This window comes from Vibrio sp. E150_011 (genome assembly GCF_053544015.1).
Window position 1 is genome coordinate 625,542 of sequence record NZ_JBHFOL010000001.1, and the last position, 17,793, is coordinate 643,334.

The 17,793-nt window shown below is 44.9% G+C and carries 16 protein-coding genes; 7 read left to right on the forward strand and 9 right to left on the reverse strand.

Translation table 11 applies throughout. The annotated features are described in order from the left end of the window. Positions 1 to 79: 79 nt before the first annotated feature. Positions 80 to 424 carry a DUF1330 domain-containing protein gene (locus tag ACE1OE_RS02565; protein WP_449210004.1) on the reverse strand — a complete coding sequence of 115 codons (345 nt, stop codon included), beginning with the start codon at positions 422 to 424 and terminating at the stop codon, positions 80 to 82. A gap of 89 nt (positions 425 to 513) precedes the next feature. Between ACE1OE_RS02565 and soxR the strand changes: the two genes are divergently transcribed. From soxR to ACE1OE_RS02580, 3 genes are all read left to right on the forward strand, one after another. Further along, positions 514 to 975, forward strand: a complete 462-nt coding sequence (gene soxR, locus ACE1OE_RS02570) for a redox-sensitive transcriptional activator SoxR (protein ID WP_449210005.1) — start codon at positions 514 to 516, stop codon at positions 973 to 975. 449 nt (positions 976 to 1,424) lie between these two features. After that, positions 1,425 to 2,519: a NapC/NirT family cytochrome c gene (locus ACE1OE_RS02575; RefSeq protein ID WP_449210006.1), complete on the forward strand. Its 1,095-nt coding sequence runs from the start codon at positions 1,425 to 1,427 to the stop codon at positions 2,517 to 2,519. Between the two features lie 18 nt (positions 2,520 to 2,537). Further along, complete coding sequence (locus tag ACE1OE_RS02580) at positions 2,538 to 4,985, forward strand: molybdopterin guanine dinucleotide-containing S/N-oxide reductase (RefSeq protein ID WP_449210007.1); 2,448 nt, start codon at positions 2,538 to 2,540, stop codon at positions 4,983 to 4,985. 187 nt (positions 4,986 to 5,172) lie between these two features. On the opposite strand, the gene ACE1OE_RS02585 is transcribed toward ACE1OE_RS02580, so the two are convergent. Beyond that, positions 5,173 to 5,751, reverse strand: a complete 579-nt coding sequence (locus tag ACE1OE_RS02585) for a hypothetical protein (protein ID WP_449210008.1) — start codon at positions 5,749 to 5,751, stop codon at positions 5,173 to 5,175. Positions 5,752 to 5,872: 121 nt separating this feature from the next. After that, entirely contained in the window at positions 5,873 to 6,832 is a 960-nt protein-coding gene (locus ACE1OE_RS02590; RefSeq protein WP_449210009.1) for a LysR substrate-binding domain-containing protein, read from the reverse strand. Between the two features lie 211 nt (positions 6,833 to 7,043). Here ACE1OE_RS02590 and ACE1OE_RS02595 point away from each other — a divergent pair, with 211 nt between their 5' ends. Together ACE1OE_RS02595 and ACE1OE_RS02600 are read left to right on the forward strand one after the other, a co-directional pair. Further along, positions 7,044 to 7,334, forward strand: a complete 291-nt coding sequence (locus ACE1OE_RS02595) for a putative quinol monooxygenase (RefSeq protein ID WP_102468956.1) — start codon at positions 7,044 to 7,046, stop codon at positions 7,332 to 7,334. Positions 7,335 to 7,381: 47 nt separating this feature from the next. Further along, the gene (locus ACE1OE_RS02600) at positions 7,382 to 8,038 is read left to right on the forward strand and encodes an NAD(P)H-dependent oxidoreductase (protein WP_449210010.1); all 657 of its coding nucleotides are present in this window, start codon (positions 7,382 to 7,384) and stop codon (positions 8,036 to 8,038) included. 134 nt (positions 8,039 to 8,172) lie between these two features. Here ACE1OE_RS02600 and ACE1OE_RS02605 read toward each other — a convergent pair whose 3' ends face one another. The 5 genes from ACE1OE_RS02605 to ACE1OE_RS02625 form a co-directional block, all read right to left on the reverse strand. Next, entirely contained in the window at positions 8,173 to 8,448 is a 276-nt protein-coding gene (locus ACE1OE_RS02605; RefSeq protein ID WP_102468954.1) for a hypothetical protein, read from the reverse strand. 105 nt (positions 8,449 to 8,553) lie between these two features. Continuing rightward, positions 8,554 to 8,838: a transporter suffix domain-containing protein gene (locus tag ACE1OE_RS02610; RefSeq protein ID WP_449210011.1), complete on the reverse strand. Its 285-nt coding sequence runs from the start codon at positions 8,836 to 8,838 to the stop codon at positions 8,554 to 8,556. A 63-nt stretch (positions 8,839 to 8,901) separates the two neighbouring features. Further along, the gene (locus ACE1OE_RS02615; protein WP_102468952.1) at positions 8,902 to 10,185 is read right to left on the reverse strand and encodes an agmatinase family protein; all 1,284 of its coding nucleotides are present in this window, start codon (positions 10,183 to 10,185) and stop codon (positions 8,902 to 8,904) included. 400 nt (positions 10,186 to 10,585) lie between these two features. Then, the gene (locus ACE1OE_RS02620) at positions 10,586 to 11,590 is read right to left on the reverse strand and encodes a LacI family DNA-binding transcriptional regulator (RefSeq protein ID WP_449210012.1); all 1,005 of its coding nucleotides are present in this window, start codon (positions 11,588 to 11,590) and stop codon (positions 10,586 to 10,588) included. 84 nt (positions 11,591 to 11,674) lie between these two features. Next, positions 11,675 to 13,114, reverse strand: coding sequence for a 6-phospho-beta-glucosidase (locus tag ACE1OE_RS02625; protein ID WP_449210106.1), 1,440 nt, complete (start codon positions 13,112 to 13,114; stop codon positions 11,675 to 11,677). Between the two features lie 382 nt (positions 13,115 to 13,496). Between ACE1OE_RS02625 and ACE1OE_RS02630 the strand changes: the two genes are divergently transcribed. Both ACE1OE_RS02630 and ACE1OE_RS02635 read left to right on the forward strand, forming a co-directional pair. Beyond that, positions 13,497 to 14,111, forward strand: coding sequence for a HAMP domain-containing protein (locus tag ACE1OE_RS02630; RefSeq protein WP_449210013.1), 615 nt, complete (start codon positions 13,497 to 13,499; stop codon positions 14,109 to 14,111). Continuing rightward, positions 14,095 to 16,512, forward strand: a complete 2,418-nt coding sequence (locus tag ACE1OE_RS02635) for a hypothetical protein (protein ID WP_449210014.1) — start codon at positions 14,095 to 14,097, stop codon at positions 16,510 to 16,512. The genes ACE1OE_RS02630 and ACE1OE_RS02635 overlap by 17 nt, the downstream gene beginning before the upstream one ends. Before the next feature lie 39 nt (positions 16,513 to 16,551). On the opposite strand, the gene ACE1OE_RS02640 is transcribed toward ACE1OE_RS02635, so the two are convergent. Next, positions 16,552 to 17,490, reverse strand: a complete 939-nt coding sequence (locus ACE1OE_RS02640) for a hypothetical protein (protein ID WP_449210107.1) — start codon at positions 17,488 to 17,490, stop codon at positions 16,552 to 16,554. Between the last annotated feature and the right edge of the window lie 303 nt (positions 17,491 to 17,793).

Sequence of the window (17,793 nt, forward strand, 5' to 3'; positions counted from 1 at the left end):
GTATTCATTTGAGATCGATTCACGGCACCTTTCGCTCGACTGGTGAATCAACTGTTCGTTAATTTATTCCTTATGACGATTATTCTACGCGATAACTTGCCTCATCAAACCCCTCAACGATAAAGGTAAAATTTGGAGGAATGACGTTAGTTCTCAGGTGTTTAATACTTTGATATTCCTCGGAGTACCAAAATGCCTTTAGCTTGTCCATGAATTCGAACTTGAATAACGTAAACTTGGCACTCGAATTAGGCCACTCCCCTTCCACTTGCTCTAGGTTTTGCTCAAGAGATCCAGCTATCAGTAACTCTGCTCCTGACTTTTCAAGCAATGGATGAACAGCATCAAAATAAGGAAGCAAAGACGCGTGGTCATCTTCAAATATAGAACTGCATATTAGGTAAGCTGGTGTATGTGTCGACATGGTATTTTATCCTATTGCTCGCAAATGTTGTGCTAGGATAAAAGTTAAAGGTAACTTTAAGTCAATTGATTATTTAGTGAGATTAACATATGAAGAAAACCCGTTTTTTTACGATAGGTGAAGCGGCAAAACGTAGTGGTGTTGCGGCTTCTGCTCTTCGGTTTTATGAGTCAAAAGGGTTAATTCATTCCATTCGCACCGATGGTAATCAACGACGCTACCATGCCGCAACCCTACGTACGATCTCCGTTATTCGAGCCGCGCAACAAGTGGGGGTTTCTCTTGAAGAGATCCGTTCCGCACTCTCCTCGCTACCCGATGCGAGACAACCTAACAAAAGAGATTGGGAACGCCTGTCCAAGCGCTGGGCATCGACCCTGGATCAAAAAATACTCGAGATGCAAAGACTGCGGAATAATCTAGATACCTGCATCGGGTGCGGTTGCTTGTCACTTAAAAGCTGCGGCCTGTTTAATCCTAATGATGAGGTGTCATCTCATGGTGACGGCGCAAGATTTCTAATTGAAGGCTTAGAGGACGAAAACCCGTAACTGCTCCACAATCCCATGCCCCCTCACCAGAATAGTAAATTAGGTTTATCAAAGCTGGACGCCATTCTATTAGCAGCTTACAAGGCAACAACCTCGCAGTAATGCGGCTGAAATTTACCTTCCTCACCATTCGAACTCCGCTTTCGGCATTTAACCCCTATAACTCAAACCCCGTGCTGGTCATTATCGACACGAGAAGTGTCATATTGCTTTCCTGCTAATAAAATACTTTGCTCTCGAAGGCACACACTATCAGGTAAAAAGCTAACCACACGTTACCCGTTAGGCTAAGCACATCACCCAACACTTTATAAAAGTGAGCGTACCCACATAACAAAAAATCATTGAAATTTGAGTGGGTATTCATGATTTAAATCAATCACCGAAGTACCACTTAAGGAGTATTTTTAAGAGAAGTTACCAAATGACACAATTATTAATAAATCATCATGAATATAAAAAAAAGACATGTACTACTCATCACCCTCGTGGGGATTCTCATCGGTTGGTTAACCTTTGGTGGCAGTGCTGCCATCATGCACAAAACCTCAAGCACCGAGTTTTGTATCTCTTGCCACACCATGCAAATCCCCTATGAGGAGTATCAAGGATCCGTTCATTTCACCAATGCCAAAGGCATTCGCGCGGAATGCTCAGACTGTCATATTCCGTCTGATCCAATCGATTATGTGATCACTAAGATCCGCGCCTCAAAAGACATTTACCACGAGTTTGTCACTGGCAAAATTGATACGGAAGACAAGTATGAAGAACATCGGATGGCAATGGCTGAAACCGTCTGGGCTCAACTAAGAGCTAACGATTCGGCTACCTGTCGTTCATGTCACTCATTCGATGCAATGGACAGCTATGAACAGTCAGAAGACGCAGCAAAAATGCACGAATACGGTATCGCCAATAATCAAACGTGTATTGATTGCCACAAAGGTGTCGCACACTTTGCACCAGAGCCCGAGCTCGACAGCGAAGCCTACAACCGAGTCGTCGCTAAAGCAGAGCAAACGACCGTTGATGCAAAGGAAGTGTACTCTGTCGCTAAGATCTCATTAGGCGATCTCGGCTCTATTAATCCTGCGGTCAAAATGGCGGTTGTCGATACAAAGGACGACGTCAGAACCATCCAATTGTCAGGTTACCAGATGAAAGGAGCTGAGCAGGTGCTCTACATGGCTGAGGGTAAGCGAAGCATCATCGCCATGCTGTCTGACGAAGGACAAAATACGCTCAAAATTGGCGACTACGCCGCTGACGAATATGGTAATGAATGGCGCAGTGCTGTACTCACCGCCCAAATCGATGCCCCTGTTCTTAGCAGCCCAGATCCTTTGTGGGCTTACGCTGAGGAGCTCGATAATGTCTACTGCTCAACCTGTCATGCCAAGATCCCTTCGAATCATTTCACGGTCAACGCCTGGGGCCCTGTAGCAAAAGGCATGGGTGAGCGTACCGATATCTCAGCCCTTGATCTCGAGATCTTAACTAAATTCTTCCAAAACCACGCAAAAGACGTGGTTGGTCACTAAAACAACAAGGACATTACTATGACTGATATCACACGTCGCGGATTCCTAAAAGGGACGTCAATGGCAGCAGGTGCTGCCGCCTTTACTTCCCTAACGCCTCTGTCCGCTGCCGCCGCCTCAAAACGAGGATCGGGTGTATTGACCGCTGGTCGCATGGGCCCAATGCTATGCGAAGTAAAAGACGGGAAGCTGGTTGCTACCAAGAATGCATTAGCGCAAACCGTTCCCAATAGTTTGCAGTCTACTGGCCCTGATCAGGTGTACACAAAAGCACGTATCGAACACCCAATGGTCCGTAAAGGCTATTTAGACAATCCTACCGCCCCTAAAGGCACGCGTGGTAAAGATGAGTACGTTCAAGTGTCATGGGACGATGCGTACAAGCTCATCCACGAACAACACATGCGGATTCGTAAAGAGAACGGTCCTGAATCTATATTTGCCGGCTCATACGGCTGGCGCTCTTCAGGGGTTCTCCACAAAGCACAAACGTTGTTGCAACGTTATATGAGCTTGGCAGGTGGCTATTCTGGACATTTAGGCGATTACTCAACGGGGGCTGCGCAAGTCATCATGCCGCATGTTATGGGGTCGATTGAAGTCTATGAACAGCAAACCAGTCACCCTGTCGTATTGGAAAGCAGCGATGTCGTCGTCCTTTGGGGCATGAATCCTATCAATACACTCAAGATTGCATGGAGCTCAACGGACTGCTCTGGCTTAGAGTTTTTCCATCAGCTAAAAAAATCGGGAAAAACCATTATAGCCATTGACCCAATGCGCTCTGAGACTATCGATTTCTTCGGTGATAATATCCAATGGATTGCCCCTCGCCCAATGACTGATGTGGCCATGCTGCTCGGCATCGCACACTCACTGGTCAGCAAAGGAAAACACGATAAAGCCTTCCTTGATAAATACACCACGGGTTACGACAAATTCGAGGCCTATTTACTAGGCAAAGAAGACGGTGTTGAAAAAACACCAGAATGGGCAGCGGACATCACTGGGGTGCCGGCAAAGCAGCTTGAACTGCTGGCGGATATCTTCAGCTCAAATCGCACCATGTTGATGGCAGGTTGGGGAATCCAACGCCAACAATACGGAGAACAACGTCACTGGATGATCGCGACTCTTGCCGCCATGCTAGGCCAAATAGGTCTTCCAGGGGGTGGCTTTGGCTTCTCCTACCATTATTCGAATGGTGGGAACCCAACACGTGATGCAGGCGTGCTGCCAGCGATTTCATCTTCTATTGGTGGCGGATCTTCGGCAGGTAACGACTGGGCAGTCTCGGGCGCCGTCAATGCATTCCCTGTTGCACGCATCGTCGAGGCACTAGAAAACCCTGGCGCCAATTATCAACACAACGGACATGAATTAACCTTCCCTGATATCAAGATGATTTGGTGGGCGGGTGGCGCTAACTTTACTCATCACCAAGACACTAACCGCCTGATCAAGGCATGGCAAAAACCGGAACTCATTGTCATATCAGAGATCTATTGGACCGCCGCGGCTAAGCATGCCGATATTGTGTTGCCTATTACGACATCCTTTGAGCGTAATGACTTAACCATGACCGGTGACTACAGTAACCAACACCTTGTTCCAATGAAAAAAGTGGTTGAGCCACAAGGTGAAGCACGAAGTGATTTTGCTGTTTTTGCTGATATGTCAGAGCAAATAAGAACAGGCGGGCATGACGTCTATACTGAAGGCAAAACCGAGATGGATTGGCTTAAAGGGTTCTATGAGGCGGCGCAAAAAGGAGGGCGTGCTGCCAGGGTTCGTATGCCAAACTTTGGGAAGTTCTGGGACGACAATCAGCTGATTGAAATGAAGATGAATAAGAAGGCCGCGGCTTACGTTCAACATGCTGAGTTTAGAAAAGACCCGGTTTTGAATCCACTAGGTACACCAAGTGGTCGTATCGAGATTTACTCGAAAACCATTGAAGGCTATGGCTATAAAGATTGCCCAGCTCATCCAACTTGGCTGCCACCCACTGAATTTAGTGGCACGGCCAAAGAAGATGAATTGCAACTAATGACGGCGCATGCCGCCCATCGTTTACACAGCCAATTCAACTATGCCAAGCTTCGCGACGAGTATGCGATTGCAAACCGAGAACCAATTACCATCAATACGGCCGATGCAAAAGCGCGCGGTATTCAATCGGGCGATTTGGTTCGTGCTTATAACGATCGCGGTGAGGTGTTGGTTGGCGCGCTCGTGAGCGATGGCATTAAACAAGGCTCAGTATGTATCCATGAAGGGGGCTGGCCCGACTTCGACCCAGAAACGGGGATCTGTCGCAATGGTGGAGCGAACGTGTTAACCAGTGATATTCCCACCTCTCGACTTGCTAACGGATGTGCGGCGAACTCGTCATTGGTTCGTATCGAAAAATACACTGGCAAAGTCCTTGATATGATGGCGTTTACGCCACCTAAAGGGGCATAGCGGCTCGGTATTGTTCAACCCGAAGACACTAACCGGACGGTAGATACCCCGTCCACTAAAAAGCCCAAGCAGTGCTTGGGCTTATTCATTCAAGAAGACAGAGACAAGTTTCGATTACATCCTTGTATCTTGTAACATCTAACATCTAACATCTAACATCTAACATCTAACATCTAGCATGTTGGCCTTAGAACCTAAATCCAACGAGAAAGCTCACATTCGTGGCATCTATCCCTGTAGATTCTTGCTGACCATCCACCGTAATCGTTTCTAATCCACCAAAACTCGCGTGGACATTTAACGTCAAACGTTCAGCAATTGGATAACCAACGCCGATAAACGGTAGGAGTTTAGATTCGTTGATTTTATATAACTCTTCAGATGCAGCGTCACCATTCTCAGTCCCATACACATCCGCACTCATTGTGAGCCTCATTTGTGTTACGCCTACCTTAATAGCCAAACCTTCAACAGCAGACTTAGTGAACCGATAGCCAGTGTATAAAGTGTAGTATTGTGCTGAACGTTTCTGAGTATAAGTAGCATCGCTGATCGTAGAATGCGAATAGGGTCCAGAGTTATAACTATCGGTAGAATCTAAGTTCGCTTGAGCCCCGATGATATAGTTGTCATAGATTGTCCCTTCGATACCACCAGCAAAAGACTTACCAGTGTCGACCCCCACCAAAAACTGAAAGCTATCTGCGCTTGACGTAGCACTGGTCAATAAAAGTGATAGCCCAAGACCAAATTTAAGAAGTTTCACTCATGTTCTCCATTCTATAAAGTGAATAAACCTAGGTTGAAGGTCGTCTTACTGAAATATAACATATTCAATTCATATCATTATATTCAACATTGCCCCTTCTCTTCATTGATCACACTAATCACTTAGCGTTGCGTGGTTGAATACTACGCCGAGATCCGCTCACGAGTACCCCTTCCTCCGTTAAGCGAGACAGAATCGCGTTGGCTTTGCTTCTAAATAGGTCACGCAACAACCGTACTGTTGGCGTAATCGACTGACGACTTGGACACACTAGCCACAACTCGGTGGGCGTCGGCGTATAATCTGGCATTAAACTCACCACCCGACCCGCCAATAAGTCGTTCGACATATCGATGCATGATTTATAAGCAATACCCTTTCCCTCAACACACCAGCGCCGGACAAAGTCGCTGTCATTGGAGGCTCGGTTCCCTTTCAATTTCATTTTATATGATTGTTTTTCATCATAAAACGTCCATTCATCTTGTAAAATGTCATGCAATTGATAGAACAGAGCATTGTGATTCAGTAAGTCAGTGGGCGCGGTAGGCGCGTCATGATCACTGAGATACTCAGGACTAGCACACAATACCCGAGGAACATCGCAAATTTTGAATCCATATAAATTCGCGTCGGTTTGAGGCCCATAACGCAGCGCCATATCCACTGAGTCTCGATAAAAATCAATATTACTGTCACTAACACTGGTACGAAGTGACACGTTAGGGTGTTCAACTAAAAACTCATCGAGCCAAGGCACAACGATATTTCGACCAAAGTCAGAAGATACCGCGATTCTGATCTCCCCATCAATAATACCCAACTCTTCTCGCATATTAAGCTTGGCTTGTTCCAGCAATTTCAACGCCTGCTCACATTGTGGGAGATAGCGTTCTCCTGCCGAAGACAGGCGCAAATGGCGAGTTGTTCTGATGAATATTTCCGCGCCCAAGGATGCTTCGACTCGCTTTACGGCAGCACTGGCGGTCGCAGTTCGCATATCAAGGTTGGTCGCCGCGGCAGTGATACTGCGAAACTCAGCAACCTTTAATATGACCTGTAAGTCTTCTAAAAGCATTATTTCTACCCATATAAGGTTAGTATCGTAAGACCATTATCAAATATAATTTGATAATAATTCAAATTATAGCCTGTTTTTAATTATTAATTATACGACTATGATTTGTTGATACCGACGACAAGTCGAAATTGAACGTCAAAACAACACTAAGCTCGGCCAATCGAATCTTTCGACCATGAAATGCCGGCATAAACAAATGAGATTACCCATGACCAAACTAACCATCATCGCCAACATCGTAGCAAACGAAGATAAAATTGAATTTGTGAAAGCTGAGTTACTCAAGCTTATCGACGCCACTCGTGCGGAAGAAGGTTGCATTAACTACGATCTTCATCAAAACAATGAGAACCCAGCTCATTTCACTTTCTATGAGAACTGGACCTCACGTGAGCTTTTGCAAACTCACTTGGCGAGCAGTCATATTGCAGACTACATGGCAGCAACAGAAGGCTGTGTGGCAAGCTTCGTTATAAATGAAATGACACACATCGCTTAGTTGATTAAAAACGCTGTTAGCAGCCCCTGTTTATGACGGAGAAAACCATGACGCATCCAATTATTTCTGATTTAGAGCAACGTTATACGGCAAAACGTTACGATGAAACTAAACGTATCCCGCAAGAAGAACTTGAAGTCATCTATGACGCGATTCGCCTATCGGCATCATCAATTAATTCACAACCTTGGAAGTTCATTGTCATTGAGAGCGACGAAGCAAAGCAGCGCATGCATGACACATTTGCTAATAAATACCAATTTAACCAGCCACATATCAAAGCAGCGTCACACATTGTTCTATTTGCTTATAACCCACACTACACCCGCGATGATTACGCGAAAGTAGTGGATAAGGGTATCGAGGATGGACGCACTGCACCGGAGAAGCGTGAACAAGCATTCGGGGGTTTTGCCTTTGCAGAGCAAAATACCGATGAATCGGGTGATACTTCTGCTTGGACGAAGGCACAAACTTACCTTGCACTAGGCAATACGCTGCATGTCCTCGCTCGTCTTGGCATTGACTCAACAACAATGGAAGGGGTTGATCCAGATCTGATTGGTGAGATTTTCGCTGAAGAGCTTGATGGGTATCAATGTGATGTCGCTTTAGCCATGGGCTACCATCACCAAGACGAAGACTATAACGCGACGCTACCGAAATCACGACTTGCACGTGAGTCAATTTTAAAGATTTTGTAATATCGAAGTAAACGGCAATAGTCTGTGAACTATTGCCGTTTACAGACTATTGCCGTTTGTCGCATGTAACATCTAATAGAAATCAATCGAAACTAATAATCCCAAGCACTGCTGACCTTAGGCTATCAGGTAATCTACTGATTTTTTGAACGCTCTTGTTGTTCTATCCACACTTTGACTAATTCTAATAAATCAGGATTAGCTTTGAGTGCCGATGTTGCAGCGCTAAACTGTGTGATGGTATCTCCAGTATACAAGGCCATATTCTCCTCCACATAAAATTTCATCAGCGATGCTCTTTTTAGGTTTTTTCCGTAGCTTACATTGAACTGTTCGAGATGCTGTTCAAACTCAGCCAAAAACGAACTAGTAAACTTCAATGTAACAGGAACGATTCTCTCTTCTTTCATCTACTCGCACTCGACAACATAGGATTCCCAAAGAATATACAATAGGAACCCTAAAGTTAAGTTGTATCTATGTTCTTTCTTCATACTTTTGGGGCAGTACTTTCTTTATCTGCTATGCATTGCGGTATGCAGTACTTGTTTCAGTTTATCTAACGCGGATTTAACCGGGGACAATAAGCGCTTTACCAACTGACTTAAATTGTCCTTCCCCATTACAACACCAGCCAGCAACAATATGACTTCCGGAGCTCCAGCGACCATGATGGTAATAGCGGTAGCTTTTGCTGCCGTCGATAATGGGCTCATGGAAATTAATGGCACAGAAATAAAAGGCAATACTGCAGCAATTCCTACCAATACAACGCCTACATACAATCTAGATTTGTTCATACTCACCTCTAATTATATTTTGGGTGCACACCATTGAGCACCCAGTCATTTGCAGACATTGTCTTATTTAACTGCCGTAACAGCAGCTAATGCATGCATTGAAGTCAAATCGACTTGGCCTTTCACTTGTGTCACATCAGTCCCCTCTTCCAATGCTTTTTTCGTTCTTGGGCTATACACATACTCTTCTGCTAAACCGCTCCCCTCCACAATGCCTTTACGTCGTAATGAAATACCCGTTAGCACTTCACGAACAATTCTATTGGCAATGAGCTTTGAGCTTCCATCATGGTCAAGCAATGGGTTCCATTCCACAATATCCATCCCAACGACCTCATTTTGCATCGCTATCTTGCGAAGCGCTGGTAGTACTTGTTGTGTGGTTAATCCACCCACTTCCGGAGAGGCACACGCATTTGCCACAGAAACATCAAGTGCGTCCATATCAAAAGAAATAAAGATCTTCTCTACACCGTTTGATTTTGCTTCCTTAATGGCTCTTTCCATTACGACATCGAACCCATCGACTTCGATTTCAGACATGAAGTGATATGGCATATTGTGTTTACGCATCCAGTGAAGCAGTTCATTACTGAACAAATAGCCACGCATACCAATTTGCACAAAGTTTTCTCCCTTAACATGTCCCTCATCTATCAAGCGACGAACAGGAGACCCGTGGGTTAAATAGTGGCCAAACCCATGGCATTCCCCATCAACATGAGCATCAAAATGAATCACGCCCACCTTACCTTTACCGTGAACATCAGTGACGGCAGTGAGATCCATGTACATCAGTGAGTGATCGCCACCAATGATGACCGGGATGGCATTGGCTTCGCAAATCTCTGTCACCATTTTTCTCACTGGTGCAATACTGCGTTCCATAGAGAAAGGGTCAATCGGGGCATCGCCATAATCCACCATGTTGAGCTCTTTGTTAAAGTCCACCCCTGAACCATTTTGGTCCATATCAAAGGTTTCACCCCATGGCGTCAGAATATCGGAAGTGCGGAATGCTTGTGGCCCCCACGCCCCACCTCTACGACTGATGGCCATATCAATGCCGGCGCCCATAAATGCTACATCAACATTGCCAACTTTCAGGTCTTCTGGAGTAAAGGCTAGTGGGGCTCGCATCATCGTTGGAATGCCCTGGTGTGCCATTCCACCTGCTGTTCTTTGTACATTTATCGGCCCAGCTTCACGCTTAGGGTCATTCGACATATCACGCAGAATTTCTGTACAAAACCCTTCAGATGCGTCACCTGTGTGGATGATAATTTCACCATTCTCGCCAACAAGCTCTGTACCTATAATTGCTTTACCATTTGCTAATGTATTCATATCGGTCGCCTTAATTTGAGTTAAAGTTGTTACCTAATTCCGTATCAGCGTTGCTCCGTTGGAATACAATATAACCCCAAAGGAACCCCAATGGGAACCCCTAAATAATTAAGCCCCATCCGATCTTTAAATGCATAACACCCAGAACTCATCGATATTCGAATGAATGATGACAGTTTTTCTCAAGGCACGAGAAAAAGCGATGCCAACATAAAAATAAGATATTGATTTTATTTATAATTTTTAATTAAGAACTGAATAAGGCAATAGATAATATAAGTAACCCGACAATGACCGATTCATAAAAGGTACTACTTGTGTGTAACAGAGAGACAAAAGAAAGGAAAAAGAATGACTAAATGGAGACGGCCTCTTGAATAGAAGTCTCTTCGCGATCAACTCAGTTGGACATATCAACGATAGAGCTTCTAATCACTAAAGATCCAGAGAGAGAGGGAATATCAGAATGACTATGGTCACCCAATATATACAAGATTGCCGCCTGAATCATACTTTCTAATGGGACACTCACCGAGCTCAAGCTAGGCGATAGATATTCACCTATATTACTGTTATCAAAACCAGCGATAGACATATCTTTTGGTAACGTCAGGCCGGCGTTAGTAAGTGCTTTCATCGCACCCACGGCCATATCATCATTACAAGCTAAAATGGCAGTGGGGGTTTTGATGCCTTGTAGCAAAGCCTCCGCAGCACTATAACCACCCGCTAACATCCAATTACCCTGTTGCTCAAATTCGGGGCGTAAAGGCAATCCATATTTTGTCAGCGTATCTCGGTAGGCCTGATAGCGCTGTAAGTCGGTGAGGGAATTAGGGTTGCCTCGAATAATAGCGATATCGGTGTGCCCCTTTTCCACGATATGCTCAACCATCATACACGCACTGCGATAATGGTCGGTCGTAATGGCGTTGTTAGGATACTCAGAGACATTCCGATTTAGCACCATAATTGGCGTATCGGTACTGCTGATGAGGTCTCCAAGTTCTTTCTCATTTAAATATTTGGCGTACACAATAATACCCGCACACTTCATATCCAGAAGAAAGTTAATCGCGGCTCTTTCTTCTGCCTTACTATGCTTACCGTCTGTCATGACTAACTGATGCTGAGTCTCTTCGCAAAAAGAGGCGGCATGATTCATCAAGGTAGAAAAATACGGCCCGTCAAATAAGACATTACTCATGACAAACCCAATAAAGTTGGTTTTTCTCATTGCCAGATTTTGCGCCAAAATATTCGGTCGATAGCCGGTTTCTTGAATCGCATCAAAGACACGTTTAACCACATCCGGTCTAACGATATTTTTCCGATTCAGCACGCGAGAAACGGTCGATTTAGAGACCCTAGCTTTATTGGCAACATCCAGCATCGTCACTTTCATGGACTGCTCACTCTTACATTAGCAATGCCGCTCCCCACCATAATACGAATGGCAGGAAGCGCGTATTATTTAATATTTGAAAACTTATAAAGTACTGCCGTTAGATGCAATAACCCGCTGATACCAGTTAAATGACTTTTTCTTGGTACGAGCCAAAGTCCCGCTGCCGTCGTTATGTTTATCCACATAGATAAAGCCATAACGCTTTTTCATTTCACCGGTTGTAAACGACACTAAATCAATACAGCCCCACGGGGTATAACCCATTAAATCGACCCCATCAATATCCACCGCTTTTTTCATTTCTGCGATATGTTGACTTAAATACGCGATCCGGCTGTCGTCATTAATGCTGCCATCTTGTTCAACCTTATCAACCATACCAAAGCCATTTTCAACGATAAACAACGGCACTTCATAGCGCTCGTACAGTGAGGCAAGACAGAACCTTAGTCCCGTTGGATCAATCGGCCAGCCCCAATCACTCGATTCAATGAAAGGGTTGTCTACCGAATTCTCATGGCCGCCATCCATACTCTCCTCCGTTGATTGATGAGAAGTAGAATCCAATGTGTTCGACATGTAATAACTAAAGCCGAGGTAATCGGCTTTGCCTTGCTTCAGTAGCTGTTCATCCCCTGGATGCATAACAATGTCATAGCCTTTCATCGCCCAATCACGCTTGGCATACGTTGGATAATGGCCTCTCACCATCACATCTGAGAATAGATAGCGATCACGCATGGCTTGTTGCGCCAGCATGACATCCTCAGGTTTAGAAGAGCGAGGATAAAATGGCACCATGGCGCACATTGCACCAATCTTCATTTCTGGATTGATATCGTGACCTATTTTTACCACTAACGCGCTGGCCACAAATTGATGGTGTACCGCTTGATACATCGCTTCTTGAGGGCGCTCAAATTCTGAAAATTTCACTCCAGAACACATCCAACCAAAAATGTCCGCAGACACATTCACTTGATTATTAATCTCATTGAACGTCATCCAATATTTGACCTTGTGTTGATATCGCTCCATCACTACGGTCGAATAGCGAACAAAGAAATCAATCACCTTTCGGTTCATCCAGCCGCCATATTCTTTGGCAAGATGGTAAGGCATTTCAAAGTGGCTTAGGGTAACGACAGGCTCAATACCATACTTAAGAAGCTCATCAAACAAGTCATCGTAATAGGCAAGGCCCGCTTCACAAGGTTCTAGTTCATCACCTTTAGGGAAAATACGGGTCCAAGCGATGCTTGTGCGGAAACATTTAAAGCCCATTTCTGCGAACAGTTTGATGTCATTTTTATAATGATGATAAAAATCGACGGCTTGTTGATTGGGGTAAACTTCGTTGTCTAACACGCCGTCGGTTATACGGCGTTGAACACCATGCTCACCAGCAGTCAGAACATCAACCACGCTTACGCCCTTACCATTGGCGTCCCAACCACCTTCCAACTGATGAGCCGCTACCGCGCCGCCCCATAAGAAATCACTAGGAAAACCTGTCTTCATACTCATACTCACTGAACCTATGTCATTTGAAGGTGATGGCATCGTAATTTGAGCCAGACACCGCAACCAATCTGTCATCTTTGACGACGTTTCCGATAGCTTAATACGTTATTTCTGAAACCGGTTTCAACAATTACCAAACGAGGTAAATGTGACAGGCGTCACGATAAAATCACATTTAAGGTGACAGAAAGTACCAGCAGATACCTCGATTTCAACGTGAGTATTCACATGAACATTATCGCTGCTAGTTGTTCATTGTTTTGATAAAAACATCAACGATGAACAACACAATACGATTCTATTGGCATTCCTCAATTTTGCGATCCAGATTCTGCATTGGATATATACTCAATATACAACAGGTTTATGGAGAGCGACGATGTTGCGCACGTTACGCCAGCCCAGCATGTTCAAAAGCATTCAATCACTGTCATCTAAGCGTCTGATATGGCGGGTATTATTCATTGCACTATTCAGTGCGGCGCTCAACGCCGTCCAATTTTACTTTTTCTATGCACAAACCCTCGATGTGTTAGCTGAGCGTTTATCTTTTCAATTGTTACCCGAAGAGTTAAATGCGGTCGCACAGTCTCTCCCCTCAATGTACGATGCGATGAGTAATTGGTTGGTCTTACTCGTTTTATTGCAATTAGTCTTAGCAACATGGGCAGGATGGTGGTTGAGTTATCGCTTATACGGACCCGTAGAGCGGATTCGCAATGCACTGATCGATATTTCCATGGGTAAGTTATCAACGACAATAGAAACCCGTGACGGCGATGAGCTCAATGACATTGCGGAAGACGTCAATGACAGTTCAGCTCGAATCCAAGTGATGGTCATGAGCATAAAAGAGAATCTGGCCATGATTGACGCCTGCAATTTGCCGGCAGAAACGACGTTGCATCTTGAGACCATTCGAGACAATCTCGAGTATTTTGAAACTATCGACCTGAGCTGTTCAGCAGAAGGTGATAATGATAAAGCGCGGTAAGACGATAAAGGCACCGCGAGTATTTATTTCTCTTTTGATATCAATGCTCAGTTTGTTTAGCACTATTGCTCTAGCACGGGCACAAACAAACTCAGATCCGATTGGAGAAGGCATCCAGTTCATACAACAAGGCCAATTGCGCGCTGCTAAAGCTCAATTAGCCACGGCCCACCCACCCTATCAGGGTGAAGCCCTATTTCTTTCCGCTCGTATTGCCGAGTTTGAACACAATTGGGCTCAGGCCATGTCTGATTATCGTGCATACCTAAGTCAAAACCCCTTTAGTGTGCACCGATTAGAGGCGCGTGCGGCATTTGCGCTGTTGCGTGTCTATAAAGACGACCCGCTCCTTGGCGACTATGTCAACCTGCTTCAACTTCGTGATAAAAATGCGGTATCACAAATGCAGCAGTTTAGTGCTCGCCTTTATGCCAGTAAACCAAATCAACCGCTGGCGATTCGTGGGCAACTCCTTACCGCGCATAGTTTATTAGAACTCAATCAGCAGCCGAAGCAAGCGTTGACGCTTTATCGCTCGATTGCCAAAGCCACCATAGACATGGAAGCAGACTGGCATATCCAAGCCCTATTTGGTGCGATGTTTTCAGCACTAAGAAATAACCAAATTGGCATAGCGTTAGAGCTATCCACACAACTCCAAGCCAAGCTGGATTCAAATTGGGGAAACCGAAACAGCTTACTGGCACGCAGCTGGCAACAACGCCTTGATGCCATGAGGTTTATGTTTGAACTACAAAAAAAGAAACTCGAACCGTCAAAGCTACCCTTCCTATGGGGGATAGGGGCTCGCTTACTGCTTGATCAACCAGTAGGCAGTGGCAAAAATTTCTCTCCTATTTGGAACACATTGTCAGCACATGATCTTGAGGTCCGCAGTGTCACGCTGTGGATCACTCAAAATAATGACTGGCATTGGATCCGGGCCGATCTTCTCCGTGGCGCTCATGCCAACGGTTACATCCCTATGATCAACTACTGGTTTTTTGGCGATCAAATCAGCCCAGAGTACGTGCAAGCTAACCGAGAGCGATATTTAGACGAGGTGAAAACGAAGTTAATTCCTCTTCTGCGTGAATTGCCTCAAGCATACTTGGTTCTGGAGCCTGAATTTAACAAGCATGGCATTGAGAATTGGGAAGGATGGGATCCGTTAATGCTCGAGGTCATTGCTCTTATTCGTCAACAAGCTCCGCAAATAAAAATTGGTCTTGGTCTGGGTGACTGGGATCAACCAGGCAGCGAGCCAAGCTTTAACAGTGCTCAGCAAAGTATTGAGGCCAGTGACTTTGTTGCCAGTATGCTGATGCTTTCCAGTTATACCGAACGAGCACATACCGCCCCCGATTGGTCGCCATGGGTACGTGCGCTTCGTCTTGGTGAGCGCCTTCAAAAACGCTTCAATAAGCCATGGATGCTGGCATACTTATCCATCGCCTCACAACCAGATTGGGAGGTGCAACAAGCCAATGAACTACAAAAACTCAAATTTTATCTCCCCATGCTTCAAACCCTAGACTTATTCGCTCTAAATTGGTTTTCGCTAACCGATGAACCTGAGCAACAAGGTTGGTTTTCAGACGCAGAGAAGAGCTTTGGGTTGCTCGATGCCCACTATCACCCCAAACAAGCACTCGCGACCTATATACAACTCACTACTCCCCATGCCACAGCACTACGTCCACCTGAAGTGACATTGTTTTCAGTCGCCGACATAACGGATACGGCCTTCGCTGCGATGCAAATAAAAGCTGAATTTACCCACTGGAGTCGCTGGGAGGTCATGATATCTCATGACGATAATGTTTGGGTTTCACGTGGAGCGGGAGATGCGCTATCTCTGGACTGGTATGGGCAAATGTTACCATTATGGGCGAGTTCCGGGCCCCTAGCAGTGACCCTTAAGCTCGACGGATATGTCGTAAAGGAAATAGAAACGTCATGGAAAGGCCTGCAAGACGCAAGAGTGAATATTAATGAAGCGATCACATTAGACACCTGGCATACTTGGCAATATCCGCTAGTCAATCAAATTGATGCTGCACAATTTGGGCAACCCAAATCAGGGGCGATCGAGATTGTCACCTCTGGAATAACACCAGACCAACTCGATAGTTTATACATAGGCGTTATCGACAGTCATGGGTATTATCAAACACTTTCAGCCGCTGGATACGCCTATTCAAATGATACGACAACCGCTATCTATCTTCCGCTGTCAGATTTAAGGCAAAATTGGGTGAAGTATGAAAACGGAACGCCACGATGGCGCAATACTTCGACTGGAGATATTGCCGTTGTTTTACAAAATAATAGCCCATTCTCACTATCGTTTAGAGTGGACTCCTTACAACTTTTAGCAAAACAATACAGCGCGCCTTAGGCGCAGTGTCATTAACAATTCAGCGACACTCGCGCTCTATCATTCCACTTGGTATCGCAACAAAACTTCATTATCAAGCACCACATTCGTTGACCAAATAAAGCTTGCACCTGCACCACTAAACTTTTCAACAAAATTCATGTATGCCTTTTTATTATTTACACCAATTTCATCTTCGCTGTATAACGAAGCCTGCGGCCAAGGTTCAGAATCAAAATCGACCTCCATCCAATCTTTTGGTATTTGCCAATGAATGGCATAGGCACTCTCACCGTCATTCGTCCCTTCTGTCGTGCAATCACTAGACAGTCGAGCGCCGTTTTTTTCTTGCAAGCAGGTGAGATCATAAATCGGAGCCGTATAGAACGTTTGGGCTCGCCAGTTAGCATTTGTTACCGTTCCATCGCTGAAACTGGCAATAAATCCACCGTCTCCAGGGTGATATTGTTTTCCGCGGTTATTTTCGGTACCTAAGCCAAGGTTTTCTTCCCAATCAATCACTTTTACTGCAATCGTATACGGCTTACTGACCTTAAACTTCACTATGCTTGAATTGAAAGGGGTAAATGGCACCGTGTCCACAGCCACCAAGCTTCCGTTGATATAAAGTTCAAAATAATTGTCGGCAAAAATATAACCTGTCACGACCTCTCCCTCAGGGTCAATAACGACAATCTCTGCTTCGTCTTGATTTACATCATCAATACTTGCCGGGGTTATCCCTGCACATTCTTCATAAAGATCCATTGCCTTGGGTCCGGAAGAAAAATGGTTGTCTGCTGGCATAATCCAATTCGTACCGTTAACGTCCGTGATACTCCCTATCCCTGCGACTCGAGCTCGCCCCTTTTGGCAAGTAAAGATATTTGATTCGGTTGTCTTTGCTCTACCCTGAGTCAAGCTTCCTGATCCCTTATATTCAGAAAGTTCGCTAGCGAAGGCTGAATGAGTAAGAAGCAAAGCAAATAATGCCCCCATAGTCGAAGTAACAACTTGCCTAAAAACAATCATAACTAACATGTCCGAGCGTGAGTTGGATTACTTCTGAGACTAGTCATACGACCTTCAAATATCAATTTATCACCATAAAAAGTGTTGAATATAGGTGCTAAAAAATATCGATTACTCAGTGTGATGGCATAAGAAAAAGAGAAGGAGGAGTAGACACATCGTTTGCTATCACGTTTAAGTATAAATAAAGTCCCCCCAGTAATGTGCTGGTCGCGCATTACTGGGGGGACGCATAGGCCGTCAGCCACAAGCTTTAATCAAACAACTGAT